The 13,714-nt window shown below is 36.5% G+C and carries 12 protein-coding genes and 1 other annotated feature (1 of these 13 running past the window's edge); all 12 genes read left to right on the forward strand.

Translation table 11 applies throughout. The features are described from left to right. Positions 1-55, forward strand: a binding site (T-box leader) (it extends 119 nt beyond the left edge of the window). Positions 56-121: 66 nt separating this feature from the next. Next, entirely contained in the window at positions 122-1,012 is an 891-nt protein-coding gene (gene glyQ, locus AC4PG8_RS01140) for a glycine--tRNA ligase subunit alpha (RefSeq protein WP_185504902.1), read from the forward strand. Then, positions 1,005-3,071: a glycine--tRNA ligase subunit beta gene (glyS, locus tag AC4PG8_RS01145; RefSeq protein WP_003762284.1), complete on the forward strand. Its 2,067-nt coding sequence runs from the start codon at positions 1,005-1,007 to the stop codon at positions 3,069-3,071. Before glyQ ends, glyS begins: the two co-directional genes overlap by 8 nt. Positions 3,072-3,105: 34 nt before the next feature. Beyond that, entirely contained in the window at positions 3,106-3,930 is an 825-nt protein-coding gene (locus tag AC4PG8_RS01150) for a pyruvate, water dikinase regulatory protein (RefSeq protein WP_003721963.1), read from the forward strand. A 187-nt stretch (positions 3,931-4,117) separates the two neighbouring features. After that, positions 4,118-4,558, forward strand: coding sequence for a YaiI/YqxD family protein (locus AC4PG8_RS01155; RefSeq protein ID WP_003762282.1), 441 nt, complete (start codon positions 4,118-4,120; stop codon positions 4,556-4,558). 19 nt (positions 4,559-4,577) lie between these two features. Beyond that, positions 4,578-6,458, forward strand: coding sequence for a DNA primase (gene dnaG / locus AC4PG8_RS01160; protein ID WP_185482079.1), 1,881 nt, complete (start codon positions 4,578-4,580; stop codon positions 6,456-6,458). Positions 6,459-6,552: 94 nt separating this feature from the next. Beyond that, positions 6,553-7,677, forward strand: a complete 1,125-nt coding sequence (gene rpoD, locus AC4PG8_RS01165; protein WP_003730430.1) for an RNA polymerase sigma factor RpoD — start codon at positions 6,553-6,555, stop codon at positions 7,675-7,677. A 67-nt stretch (positions 7,678-7,744) separates the two neighbouring features. Continuing rightward, positions 7,745-8,449 carry a tRNA (adenine(22)-N(1))-methyltransferase gene (locus tag AC4PG8_RS01170; RefSeq protein WP_185561332.1) on the forward strand — a complete coding sequence of 235 codons (705 nt, stop codon included), beginning with the start codon at positions 7,745-7,747 and terminating at the stop codon, positions 8,447-8,449. Next, positions 8,446-9,567: a Nif3-like dinuclear metal center hexameric protein gene (locus AC4PG8_RS01175; protein ID WP_033533029.1), complete on the forward strand. Its 1,122-nt coding sequence runs from the start codon at positions 8,446-8,448 to the stop codon at positions 9,565-9,567. Before AC4PG8_RS01170 ends, AC4PG8_RS01175 begins: the two co-directional genes overlap by 4 nt. A 42-nt stretch (positions 9,568-9,609) precedes the next feature. Continuing rightward, positions 9,610-10,134 (forward strand): hypothetical protein, encoded by a 525-nt coding sequence (locus AC4PG8_RS01180; protein ID WP_185539902.1) that lies wholly within the window; start codon positions 9,610-9,612, stop codon positions 10,132-10,134. A gap of 279 nt (positions 10,135-10,413) precedes the next feature. Then, positions 10,414-11,721 (forward strand): DEAD-box ATP-dependent RNA helicase CshB, encoded by a 1,308-nt coding sequence (gene cshB, locus AC4PG8_RS01185; protein WP_003766896.1) that lies wholly within the window; start codon positions 10,414-10,416, stop codon positions 11,719-11,721. A gap of 15 nt (positions 11,722-11,736) precedes the next feature. Beyond that, on the forward strand, positions 11,737-12,630 hold the full coding sequence (locus AC4PG8_RS01190) for a deoxyribonuclease IV (RefSeq protein ID WP_033838167.1): 894 nt from the start codon (positions 11,737-11,739) through the stop codon (positions 12,628-12,630). 16 nt (positions 12,631-12,646) lie between these two features. Then, a complete protein-coding gene (locus AC4PG8_RS01195) occupies positions 12,647-13,573 on the forward strand; it encodes a manganese-dependent inorganic pyrophosphatase (protein WP_492169937.1) in 927 nt (308 codons plus the stop codon). The last annotated feature ends 141 nt before the right edge of the window (positions 13,574-13,714 follow it).

Consider the following 13,714-nt stretch of genomic DNA (forward strand, 5'->3'; position numbering starts at 1 on the left):
GGAATTGTTTAAATTCCAAATAGGGTGGAACCGCGAGATAACTCTCGTCCCTATATGCTTTAAATCAGCATATAGAGACGAGAGTTTTTATATTGGCTGAATTATTTTGGAGGTGGAAGCAATGAATTTACAAACAATGATTAGAACGTTACAAGATTATTGGTCCGAACAAGGTTGTATTATGTTGCAATCGTATGATGTGGAAAAAGGTGCCGGTACAATGAGCCCTTATACTTTCTTAAAAGCAATTGGTCCAGAACCTTGGAAAGCAGGTTATGTGGAGCCTTCTCGTCGTCCAGCAGATGGCCGTTACGGAGAAAACCCAAACAGATTATTCCAACATCATCAATTTCAAGTAGTGATGAAACCTTCTCCTGACAACATTCAAGAGCTTTATCTTGGCTCATTAGAAAAATTAGGAATTAACCCGTTAGAACATGATATTCGTTTTGTGGAAGATAACTGGGAAAACCCTTCGTTAGGATGCGCAGGACTTGGATGGGAAGTATGGTTAGATGGGATGGAAATCACTCAATTTACTTATTTCCAACAAGTAGGCGGCTTAGAATGTTTCCCTGTTACATCTGAAATTACTTATGGTGTGGAACGTTTAGCAAGTTATATTCAAGATAAAGAAAATGTATTTGATTTAGAATGGACAGATGGTATTAGCTATCGCGATATTTTCTTCCAAGCAGAATTCGAAAACTCCAAATATGCCTTTGAAACTTCTAATACAGATATGCTATTAACTCTTTTTGACACATATGAAAGAGAAGCAGCTCGTCAAATGCAAGAAGGACTAGTTTTCCCAGCGTATGACTATGTATTAAAATGTTCGCATACCTTTAACTTACTAGATGCTCGCGGCGTTGTTTCAGTAACTGAACGCGCACAGTATATCGGTCGTATCAGAAACTTAGCAAGACGTATCGCCAAAACATTTTATGAATCACGAGAAAAACTTGGCTTCCCATTAGTCAAAGAAGAGGGAGGAAAACGTCATGAGTAAAGACTTTTTATTAGAAATTGGTTTAGAAGAAATGCCAGCGAAGTATGTGACTAGCTCTGTATTACAACTGGAAAAACGAGTGACAGATTGGTTAAAAGACAACCAAATCGAATTTAAAGAAATTAAAACTTATTCTACACCAAGACGTTTAACTGTCCTAGTAGAAGAAATGGCTGAAGAACAAGCTAATCGTGTGGAAGAAGCAAAAGGCCCTGCCAAAAAAATCGCTCTAGACGACGAAGGTAACTGGTCGAAAGCTGCATTAGGATTCGCCAAAAGTCAAAAAGTAGCACCAGAAGATTTAACTTTCCGCGAAATTAAAGGTGTGGAATATATTTATATTAAAAAAGAAGTAATCGGCGAAAAAACAACTGCGTTACTTCCAAGCCTAGAAAAAGTAGTAACGAGTATGACTTTCCCAGTAAGCATGCACTGGGGTAGTAATGATTTACGTTATATTCGCCCAATCAAATGGCTTATCGCAATGTTTGGCGAAGAAATTATCCCATTTGAAATCACTGGTGTCTCAACTAGTAATACATCTCGTGGTCATCGTTTCTTAGGAAAAACAGCTACAATCAATCAACCGAGCGACTATCCACATGCATTATTAGAACAATTTGTCGTTGTTAATGCTAGTGAACGCAAACAGGCTATTGTAGAACAATTACGTGAACTAGAAACAATGGAAAATTGGCAAATCAGAGAAGATGACGATTTATTAGAAGAAGTAACTAATCTTGTCGAATATCCAACTGTATTAGCGGGTAATTTTGAAAAAGAATATTTGGAACTACCTGAAGAAGTTCTAATTACGACAATGAAAGAACACCAACGTTACTTCCCAGTTTTCAGCCAAGAAGGAGAATTGTTACCTCATTTTGTAACCGTTCGTAATGGTAACCATGAAAATCTAGATACAGTGGCACGAGGAAACGAAAAAGTACTACGCGCTCGTTTATCAGATGCTGATTTCTTCTATCAAGAAGATTTAAAAATAACCATTGACGAAGCAGTTGCTAAATTACAAAATATCGTTTTCCATGAAAAATTAGGTACTTTGACAGAAAAAATGAAACGTGTGCAAAAAGTGGCATTGATGCTTGCTGATTACTTAAATTGGCAAGAAGAAGATAAACAAGACATTATCCGCTTAACAAATATTTATAAATTTGATTTAGTAACTAATATCGTTGGTGAATTCCCGGAACTACAAGGTTTAATGGGCGAAAAATACGCCTTATTACAAGGTGAAAAACCAGCAATCGCAACAGCTATTCGCGAACATTATTTACCAAGTTCAGCAGAAGGCGTTTTACCGCAAACAGACCTAGGTTCCCTTATCGCAATTGCGGATAAATTAGAAACATTAATTGGCTTCTTCTGTGTAAATATTGTACCAACTGGCTCTGCTGATCCATTTGGTTTACGTCGTAGTGCCTTTGGGGCGATGCGTATTATCCAAGCAAATGGTTGGGACATTCCAATGCTTGAAGTTATTTCACGTATAGTGGACATGGAACGTGCAGAAGGTGCTACTGAATTACCAAGTGCAGATGTGAAAAAAGAAGTGCAGACCTTCTTGAAAAATCGTCTACGTGTTATTTTACAAGGGCATCATATTCGTCATGATATTATTGACGCTGTTATCGGCGGAGATCCAAATGTGATTCCGCAACTGATTGATCGTGCTCAAATCTTAAATAAACATGCGGATGCAGAGTGGTTCCGTCCAACTATCGAAGCTTTAACACGAGTAGTTAAAATTTCTAAAAAATACGAAGATGGCGTAGAAGTGGATCCGAACTTATTTGAAAATGAATACGAACAAGAGCTATTCGATAAATTAGAAAAACTAAAATATGATTATGCTGGTTTAACAATTGTTGATAGACTTAAAGCATTTGCTGATTTACGTACAACAATTGATGGCTATTTCGATAATACGCTAGTGATGACTGATAACGATGAACTAAAAAACAATCGTCTTGCGCTTTTATTCGAACTAGCAAGCTTTATTAAAGAATTTGCTCAAATGGATGAAATTAATGTAAAATAAAAGTAAGATTTTGAGCAAAGAGGAGGAAGTATGTATGACTCAACCAGCCGTATACGTGGTTTCCGATTCAACAGGAGAAACGGCCGAACTCGTGACAAGAGCAGCACTTAGTCAATTTGGTCAAACACCGAAGTTTATCCATCGTTTTCACCACGTCGATTCTTCTCACATGATTGAAGAAATTGTTGACCTAGTGGCAGTGAACAATGGCATAATCGTGCACACCATTGTACTCGAAAGCGTCCGTGAAGAGCTTAATAAAACTGCTCAAGCTTTCGGCGTACCGATTATTGACTTATTTGGGCCGCTTTTAAATCAGTTAGAAGAAACCTACAAGATTAAACCACTTTCTGAACCTGGCCGCGTTCGTTCGATGGATGAAGCTTATTTCAATAAAGTAGCCGCAATCGAATTTGCCGTAGAGAATGACGATGGTCGTAATCCAAGAGGCATTTTGCAAGCGGATTATGTATTAATTGGTATTTCAAGAACCTCAAAAACTCCTTTATCGCAATATTTGGCGCTTAAAGGTTTAAAAATCGTCAATATTCCAATCGTTCCAGAAGCACAAATCCCAGATGAACTTTTTGAAATTGACCCTAAAAAAATAATTGGTCTAAAAATTAGTAAACAAAAATTAACGAAAATTAGACAAGAGCGTTTAATTTCGATTGGCTTACCTGGTGCTGGTACTTATGCAAGTAATCAACGAATTGATGAAGAATTAGCGATTTTTAATAAACTAGCCAGTAAATTAAATTGTTTCGTGTTAGATGTGACTAATAAAGCCATTGAAGAGACTGCAAACGAGATTTTAATCCACATTGGTGAAATTGTTGATGAAAATTTAGAATTATAAGAAGGACTTTTGCTTTTTATGGCGAATATATATATTATACGGGAAAAACTGCTTGTAAAAATTAGTTACTTCCCGTATAATCTAAATTCGCGTGTGAAAAAGCCAAATCTACGAATAATATTAAAAAAACGGGTTAAAAACTCGTTTTTTAACTTGCCTTCATAGATTTTAAGAGAGGATGGAATATGTGCCAAAAATTTTAGTTGATGCCGATGCTTGCCCGGTAAAAGCAGAAATAAAACAAGTCGCCGAACAATTTCAGTTAGACGTTATTTTTGTGGCTTCTTTTAACCATTACTCTGTAAATACAAACGGAGAAAATTGGATTTTTGTAGATACTGGCAAAGAATCAGCGGATATGCGAATGATGAATTTAGCAAACAAAGGTGATATTATCGTAACGCAAGATATTGGCCTTGCTAGCATTCTACTTGCAAAAGGTACGTATGTCTTTTCGAATCGGGGCGAACTTTACCGAGAAGAAGAAATGTCATTAATGTTAGATATTCGCTATAGACATGCCAAAGAAAGGCAACAAGGCAAATATAGCAAAGGTCCTAAAGCAATGAGCGATCAAGATCGTGTGCTTTTCAAAGACCGGATGACTACATTTTTCAAAAATAAGTAAATAGGAGTTGACTGTCAAGATGGCGCGGATTCCTGAAGAAGTAATAGATCAAGTCCGGAATCAAGCGGATATAGTCGATATTATTGGTAATTATGTCCAATTAAAAAAACAAGGTCGTAACTATTCTGGCTTATGTCCATTCCACGGCGAAAAAACGCCTTCCTTCTCTGTATCACCAGAAAAACAAATTTTTCATTGTTTTGGTTGTGGTAAAGGAGGAAATGTCTTTTCATTTCTAATGGAACATGATGGGCTAACGTTTGTAGAATCTGTCAAAAAAGTCGCGGATATGAGTCATTTAGACGTCGATATTGAACTTCCAGAAGAACGTGATACAAGCAATTTGCCAAAAGAAACTTCTGAAACAGCCAAAATGGTTGAAATGCATCAACTTACAGCCAAACTCTATCATTATATTTTGATGGAAACAGAAGAAGGGGCAGCTGCTTTAACGTATTTGAAGGAACGAGGTATGTCGGAACAAATGATGGCATCCTTCCAAATTGGATTTGCGCCAAACCATCATGCCACAATCACTTCTTTTCTTGAAAAAAGAGGGATGGATTTGCAACTGGCTGGCACGGCTGGGCTTTTATCTGAACGTGATGATGGGCAAATGGTTGACCGTTTTCGTAATAGAATTATGTTTCCAATTACGAATGATCGTGGTCAAATTAATGCTTTTTCTGGTCGTTTGTTTGACCGTAACGATGGACCAAAATATTTAAATAGTCCTGAAACACCTATTTTTAATAAAAGACGAACTTTATTTCATTTTTCAGAGGCAAGACAGGCTATTAGAAAACAAGAAGAAATCACGCTTATGGAAGGCTTTATGGATGTCATTTCCGCAGAAGAAGCCGGCGTTCAAAATGCGGTTGCTTCGATGGGAACAAGCTTAACGGAAGAACATGCTGATTTAATTAAGCGTCTTACAAATCGTGCAATTATTTGTTACGACGGGGACCGAGCTGGAATTGAAGCAGCGTATAAAGCAGGAACGCTTTTAGTTGAGCGTAATCGTTTAGATGTTTTTGTTTTGCAACTCCCAGCAGGAAAAGATCCAGATGACTTCATTAGAGCAAGTGGTGCAGATAAATTCAAAGAAATCTACAAACAGCAACGAATGACTTGGACAGCTTTTAAAATCAACTATTTACGCAAAGAACGTAATTTGCAAAACGAAACAGATCAAATCGCTTATATCGATGACTGTTTACGCGAAATTGCTAAGCTTGATCAAGCTGTTGAACGAGAATTATACTTAAAGCAACTAGCAGATGAATTTGAATTAACTATTGAAACTTTAAAACAACAACTGCAACAATCGCTAAAGAACACACACAAAGAACGACAAAACCAAAGCTATAATGAACCACCAATAGATGATTCTTTTATGGGGATGATTCCGCAAGAAGACTCAGAGATGCTCTTTTCCTTTGAGCAACCAACTCAGAAATTATCTGCACACACTACTGCAGAACAGCAACTCATGAAAGCAATGATGGAAAATCGGGATAGTTTTCTTTTGATTAAACAACTTCTAGGTGATACAGAATTTTATCATGATAACTATCAAGCACTCTATACCTATTTAATTGGCTATTTTGCTGAAGGTAACGATGCAGATCCACATAAGTTTATGGATAGCGTACCAGATGCAGGAATGAAAGGACTTATAAGCAGCCTAGAAATGGTTATTAGTCCAGATGAACAAGGTAAAACACAGTTTGAAGACTACATTAAAAGTCTCAAACGTTTTAAATTAGAACAAGCAAAGAAAGAACTCGAGCAACAACTAGCGGCTTTTAATCGTGAAAACGACAAAGAAAATGAAATTCGCGTGATGCTTGAAATCGTCCAACTCAACCGTAAGTTAAATAGCGGTCAATTGGATTAATAACGTTTTAAAACCGCTAAATGATGGTATTATTACCTAAGAGAAGCCTTTTAATAAGGTTAGCGGCATTTTGGAAGGAGGAATACAGGCAGTTATGAGTGATAAAACACAAAACACAAAACCAGTTGCTGAACTTAATGTTGAGCAAGTAAAAGAAGCCCTGATAGAAGAAGGTAAGAAAAAGGGGATTTTAACTTATGCAAAAATCGCTGCCAGATTAGCTCCATTCACTTTAGATTCCGATCAAATGGATGAGTATTTAGAACATGTCGGTGAAGCAGGCATTGAAGTTTCTGACGATGCAGACGACGAGGATCCAGATGAAACAGAACTTGTAAAAGAAGAAACCGAATCCTTTGATTTAACAGATATGAGTGTGCCACCAGGTGTTAAAATTAATGACCCAGTGCGCATGTATCTAAAAGAAATTGGTCGAGTAGACTTACTTACTGCCGATGAAGAAATAGCTTTAGCGAAACGCATTGAAGCTGGTGACATTGAAGCAAAAGGTCGTCTTGCAGAAGCCAACCTACGCCTTGTAGTAAGTATTGCAAAACGTTATGTCGGTCGAGGTATGTTATTCCTAGATTTGATTCAAGAAGGTAACATGGGACTAATGAAAGCCGTTGAAAAATTCGACTTTAACAAAGGATTTAAATTCAGTACCTATGCAACATGGTGGATTCGTCAAGCGATAACCCGTGCGATTGCGGACCAAGCTAGAACAATCCGTATTCCGGTGCATATGGTAGAAACAATTAACAAATTAATTCGTGTGCAACGTTCATTGCTACAAGATTTAGGGCGCGATCCTTCACCAGAAGAAATTGGGGAAGAAATGGACCTACCAACTGAAAAAGTTCGGGAAATTCTAAAAATCGCTCAAGAACCAGTTTCACTTGAAACACCAATCGGCGAAGAAGACGATTCACACCTTGGTGATTTTATTGAAGACCAAGATGCGACTTCACCATCCGATCATGCAGCTTATGAATTACTAAAAGAACAACTTGAAGATGTGCTTGATACATTAACAGACCGGGAAGAAAATGTTCTTCGCTTACGTTTTGGTCTTGATGATGGTCGTACGCGCACTTTAGAAGAAGTTGGCCGTGTGTTTGGCGTAACTCGTGAACGGATTCGTCAAATCGAAGCAAAAGCTTTACGTAAATTACGTCATCCAAGCCGAAGCAAACAATTAAAAGACTTCCTGGAATAATGCACAACCGGGCAGGAGGACAAAATGTTCTCCTGCCTTTTTAATGAAAAGGAAAGCAGGGAATCAAATGAACGAGGAACAACTATCGAAGCGACTCGAAAAAGTAGCTTCTTACATAAAAACAAACGAACGAATTGCTGACATCGGTAGCGATCACGCGTATTTACCATGCTTTGCAATCAAAAATAAAACAGCTACTTTCGCAGTCGCTGGTGAAGTTGTCGATGGTCCTTTTAAGTCTGCGCAAAAACAAGTACGGACTTCTGGCTTAACTGATCAAATCGATGTAAGAAAAGGAAATGGTTTAGAGGTTATTGAAAAAGATGACAAAATTGATACTATAGTTATCGCTGGGATGGGTGGTACATTAATTCGTACAATTTTAGAGGAAGGCGCTGAAAAACTTGCTGGAGTAAGCAAACTGATATTGCAGCCAAATATTGCAGCGTGGCAACTTAGAGAATGGTCCGAAAAAAATAATTGGTTAATTTCTTCAGAAGCTATTTTGCGTGAAGATAATAAAATATATGAAATCATCGTTCTTGAGCCTTCTGAAAAAGAAATTACTTGGACAAAACAAGAAATCTTTTTCGGTCCTTGCCTATTAAAAGAACAATCAGCTATATTCAAAAGCAAATGGCGTCATGAAGCTAATACATGGCAAAATATTATCCAAACTATCTCCAGTAATCAACCAATATCAGATGAAAATCAAGCGAAAATTCGCGAATTAGAACATAAAATCTCATTAGTAGAGGATGTGCTAAAATGAAAGTCGCAAATGGTTATGAATATACCGCAATAATGGAAAAAATTGCTCCTAAAAAATTAGCAATGGAAGGCGATCCAATCGGCCTTCAAGTAGGAGATTTATCCAAAAAAGTAAGAAAAGTTATGTTTACCTTAGACGTATTAGAAGAAGTAGTGGATGAAGCGATTGAAAAAAGAGTGGATTTAATAATCGCGCACCATCCGTTCTTATACCGTCCAACACAACACATTGATACAACAACGAAACAAGGTAAAATGATCAAAAAACTTATTAAGCACGATATTACCGTTTTTGCTGCTCATACGAATTTAGATATTGCTCAAGGCGGAGTGAATGATATTTTAGCTGATTTACTTCATTTGCAAGATACTACGATGATTGAGGAAACTTACACAGAACCTTATTGCAAAATTGCTGTTTATGTCCCGGAAAATGAACTAGAATCTGTCCGTTTAGCACTTGTAAATAATGGGGCAGGACAAATAGGCACAAATTATACAGAATGTACTTTCCATACAACTGGAATTGGTTCATTTAAACCAGGTACAGACGCAAATCCGACTATCGGCGAAAAAGAATCTTTAACTTCTATTCCTGAAGTTAAAATAGAAGCGATTTTCCCTCAATATTTAACTGAAACAATCACAAAAGCTGTGAAAATTGCTCATCCATATGAGGAACCAGCAATCGATGTATATACACTCGAAACACAGACTTACAAAGAAGGACTTGGTCGAGTCGGAACTTTACCTAAAAAAATTAGTATGGTTTCTTTTATTGATAAACTAAAAACAGCTTTCGCAATTGATAATGTTCGTTTTGTCGGAGATTTAAAAGCTAACGTCCAAAAGGTAGCCATTATTGGTGGGGATGGAAATAAATTTATTCACCAAGCAAAAGCTACAGGCGCCGATGTTTTCATTACAGGAGATGTTTATTATCATACAGCTCATGATTTACTAGCTATTAATTTACCAACTATTGATGCTGGACATAATATTGAAAAAGTAATGAAAGGCTACTTGAAAAACAAAATGGAAGAACAAGCTAAAATTTTAGATTATGAAGCAGAATTTATTGTTTCAGAGGTCAATACGGATCCTTTCCAATTTTGTTAATTAATGATGATTAATCGAGGTGTATATAAAGGAGGAAAATAGTTGAATAAATCCATAAAAACGACTCAATTACTCTTTATTTCTGACTGGGATGGTTATCCTGTAAGTGGTTATTTAGAAATTAATGGAAAGAAATATTTCTTTGAAATTCTAGAATCCTTTCATAAAACAAAAGAAGATTTTGAGAAGTTCTGGATTTTGCTTTTACCCTCCCAAATATTTATATACGCAAGAGAAGTTATTCAATATGAAATTGATTGGAACGAAAATGGCCGAAACCCAATTCTGAATTTAATCAATTATCGAGCTCAATGTGCAATGACCTCTGTTATGGACGTAAGAAAGAATAATCCTCAAATTACTAAAAAGCAGTGGGAAATTGTTGAAAACATACGAAAAAAAGAAAAAGAAGTAAATACTTTTATTAATCAAAGTAGAAAATCAGTTTCTGAAGATAATAAAATAATTGCATATGGTAAATTTATTGGAGAATTGAAACCTTCGACTTTTTTAAATGAAGCTTTTGTTGAATGGGAAAATAAGCTAGATAAAATTATTGATTTTTAATATTTATATTTTTATCTATTAAATTGTTTGGTAGCTGTTTTCATTGATTTGAATAGTTTTACTTATATTAAAATGAAGAGAATAGGACAATTATTGTCCTGCTCTCTTTTTCTTTTCTGTATGTAATAACCAAAGGCTAGCTATTAGCTAATCTATTTATACTATATAAAAAATATTTATTGTAGATATAAGTTTCAACAAAGTTGTCTTATCGCGCGCACGAATGACCTAATATGTGCTATAATGGCTACTAGGTATAGAACGGAGTGGAAATATTTTATGACGAAGAAATCAAGGTTTGACCAATTTGGCTTTCAACCTTTTATTGGACTTGCAATAGATAAATTAGGATTCTATGAGCCAACAGAAGTACAACAAAAGCTAATCCCAGGCATTTTAAAAGGTGAAAGTATCATTGGCCAATCTCAAACTGGTACAGGGAAAACCCATACTTTTATTTTGCCAATTATTAACAATGTGAATCCTGAAAAAGATGCAGTACAAGCGGTTATTACGGCACCAAGTCGCGAGCTTGCTACTCAAATTTATAATGAAATTCGCAAAGTAACGAAATTTAGTGAAAAAGAAATCGCTGTTCAACTCGTTATTGGTGGTACGGATAAACAACGTGCAATTGATAAACTGAAAAAACAACCACAAATTATTGTTGGAACACCAGGTCGTATTAATGACTTAATTCGCGAACAAGCCTTATTTGTTCATACTGCTAAAACATTAGTTATTGATGAAGCAGATATGACGCTTGATATGGGCTTCTTAAACGATGTCGACCATATTGCTGGAAAAATGCCTGCTAATTTACAAATGCTTGTTTTTTCCGCGACAATTCCGCAAAAATTAAAACCATTTTTAAGCAAATATATGGAAAATCCACGTTATGAGCATATTCAACCAAAAGTTGCTGCTTCAAAAACAGTGGAACATCGTATTATGGCAACTCGTAGCCGTAATAAACTTGATTTACTTAAAAATGTTTTAGTTGGTTCACAGCCTTATTTAGCGATTGTTTTTACTAATACAAAAACAACTGCTGATGAAGTAGCGAACGGTTTAATCGAACGTGGGCTAAAAGTAGCGAAAATCCATGGCGATGTAAATCCTCGTGAACGTAAACGGACGATGAAACAAATCGAAAACTTAGATTATCAATATGTTGTTGCGACAGATTTAGCTGCTCGTGGTATTGATATTCAAGGAATTAGTCATGTTGTAAACTATGAATTACCAGATGATCTCGATTTTTATATTCACCGTACTGGTCGGACTGGACGTGCAGGACATTCAGGTATTGCACTTACTTTATTTGAACCGGCAGATGAAGATCGCCTAAATCAACTGGAAAAAATGGGTATCGAGTTTAAACATGTTGATTGGAAAAATAAAGAATTCGTTACACTAGAAGACCGCAATCGCCGTGCAAAACGAGAAGCTAAACGTGAAACAGCTGATCCGCGCGAAATCGGTATGCGTAAAAAAGCAAAACAAAAAGGTAAGCCAAATTATAAAAAGAAAATCAACTATAAAATGAACGAAATCAAACGTCGTGAAAGACGGAAAAAACGATAAGTGAGGAATGAATTTATGTTAAGACTAGGTTCTCATGTATCAATGAGTGGAAAGAAAATGCTTCTTGGCGCAAGTGAAGAGGCAGCTTCTTACGGCTCAAATACGTTTATGATTTATACTGGCGCTCCGCAAAATACGCGTAGAAAGCCAATTGAAGAGTTAAATATTGAAGCAGGCTTAGAACACATGAAAGCTCACGATATGGCTGACATCGTGGTTCATGCGCCTTATATTATCAATATTGGTAACTCAGTTAAGCCAGAAACATTTGAATTAGGCGTTAATTTCTTACAATCTGAAATCGAACGTACGCGTGCGCTTGGTGCAAAACAAATCGTACTTCATCCCGGCGCGCATGTCGGTGAAGGTGCGGACAAAGGAATTAAACAAATTATCCAAGGTCTTAACGAAGCATTAATACACGATCAAGATGTACAAATCGCTTTAGAAACAATGGCTGGAAAAGGTTCTGAATGTGGTCGCACTTTTGAAGAACTAGCACAAATTATTGACGGTGTGACTCATAATGAATTATTATCCGTTACTTTCGATACATGTCATACACACGATGCTGGTTACGATATTGTCAATGATTTTGACGGAGTGTTAAATGAATTTGATAAAATTATCGGTATTGACCGCTTAAAAGTGTTACATATCAATGATAGTAAAAACGAGCGAGGCGCACATAAAGACCGCCATGCTAATATTGGTTTTGGTCATATCGGCTTTGATGCACTTCATTATATTGTGCACCATCCGCAACTATCGAACGTTCCAAAAATACTTGAAACGCCATACGTTGGTGAAGATAAAGCATCGAAAAAACCGCCATACAAATGGGAAATTGCCATGCTAAGAAATGGTGAATTTGATCCAGATTTATTAAATAAAATTCAAAACGACTAAAAGGAGACGAAATATAATGACAAAAACACTTGTATTCGGTCATAAAAATCCAGATACAGATACGATTTGTTCTGCCATTAGTTACGCAGAATTAAAAAAAGCACAAGGAGCAGATATTGAAGCGGTTCGTTTAGGAGAGCTTAATAGTGAAACAGCTTTTGTACTTGATTATTTCCAAGTAACAGCTCCTCGCTTAGTTGAAACTGTTGCAAATGAAGTTTCTGAAGTCGCACTTGTTGACCATAATGAACGCCAACAAAGTGTGGATGATATTGACGATGTGACAGTAGTTGCAGTCGTTGATCATCACCGCATCGCTAATTTCGAGACATCTGATTCACTATACTACCGAGCTGAGCCAGTTGGATGTACTACTACAATCCTTCTAAAAATGTTCCGCGAAAATGAAGTAGAAGTAAGTAAAACAGTCGCAGGCTTAATGCTTTCCGCAATTATTTCTGACACACTTCTTTTCCAATCACCAACGTGCACAGAAGAAGATAAAGTGGCTGCTGAAAAATTAGCACTCATTGCAGACGTTGATATTCAAGCATACGGTATGGAAATGCTAAAAGCTGGAGCAGATGTTAGCAAAAAAACAGTTGCTGAACTATTGCTTGATGCGAAAGAATTCAACATGAACGGCAGCAAAGTAGAAATCGCTCAAATCAATGTTGTCGATGTAAACGATGTACTTAGCCGTCGCGCAGAAGTTGAAGCACTTATGACACAAAATATTGTGGATAAAGGACTTGATTTGTACTTATTTGTCATCACTAATATTCTTACTAATGACTCGGTTGGAATTGCTATTGGTTCCAAGACAGCCATTGTAGAAGAAGCATATGGCGTTAAATTTGTGGAAAATCAAGCACCACTTAAAGGTGTCGTATCTCGTAAAAAACAAGTTGTTCCAATCTTAACGGATACTTTTGCTAAATAATTATCCGAACCTGGAAATGCTCCAAGCTTTCCAGGTTTTTTTTGCTATTTTTTAATTCGAAGTAATTACGATTTACATTTTAACCAATCTTTTATATACTAGTAAAAGCGGCTAGCAAATGCTGTCAAAGGAGAAACATGA

This window comes from Listeria sp. MAN/IMW/UF555, assembly GCF_058684075.1.

Coding starts and splice junctions, on each gene's coding strand:
- glyQ (WP_185504902.1), top strand. CDS start 122: ATGAATTTACAAACAATGATTAGAACGTTACAAGATTATTGGTCCGAA.
- glyS (WP_003762284.1), top strand. CDS start 1,005: ATGAGTAAAGACTTTTTATTAGAAATTGGTTTAGAAGAAATGCCAGCG.
- AC4PG8_RS01150 (WP_003721963.1), top strand. CDS start 3,106: ATGACTCAACCAGCCGTATACGTGGTTTCCGATTCAACAGGAGAAACG.
- dnaG (WP_185482079.1), top strand. CDS start 4,578: ATGGCGCGGATTCCTGAAGAAGTAATAGATCAAGTCCGGAATCAAGCG.
- rpoD (WP_003730430.1), top strand. CDS start 6,553: ATGAGTGATAAAACACAAAACACAAAACCAGTTGCTGAACTTAATGTT.
- AC4PG8_RS01170 (WP_185561332.1), top strand. CDS start 7,745: ATGAACGAGGAACAACTATCGAAGCGACTCGAAAAAGTAGCTTCTTAC.
- AC4PG8_RS01175 (WP_033533029.1), top strand. CDS start 8,446: ATGAAAGTCGCAAATGGTTATGAATATACCGCAATAATGGAAAAAATT.
- cshB (WP_003766896.1), top strand. CDS start 10,414: ATGACGAAGAAATCAAGGTTTGACCAATTTGGCTTTCAACCTTTTATT.
- AC4PG8_RS01190 (WP_033838167.1), top strand. CDS start 11,737: ATGTTAAGACTAGGTTCTCATGTATCAATGAGTGGAAAGAAAATGCTT.
- AC4PG8_RS01195 (WP_492169937.1), top strand. CDS start 12,647: ATGACAAAAACACTTGTATTCGGTCATAAAAATCCAGATACAGATACG.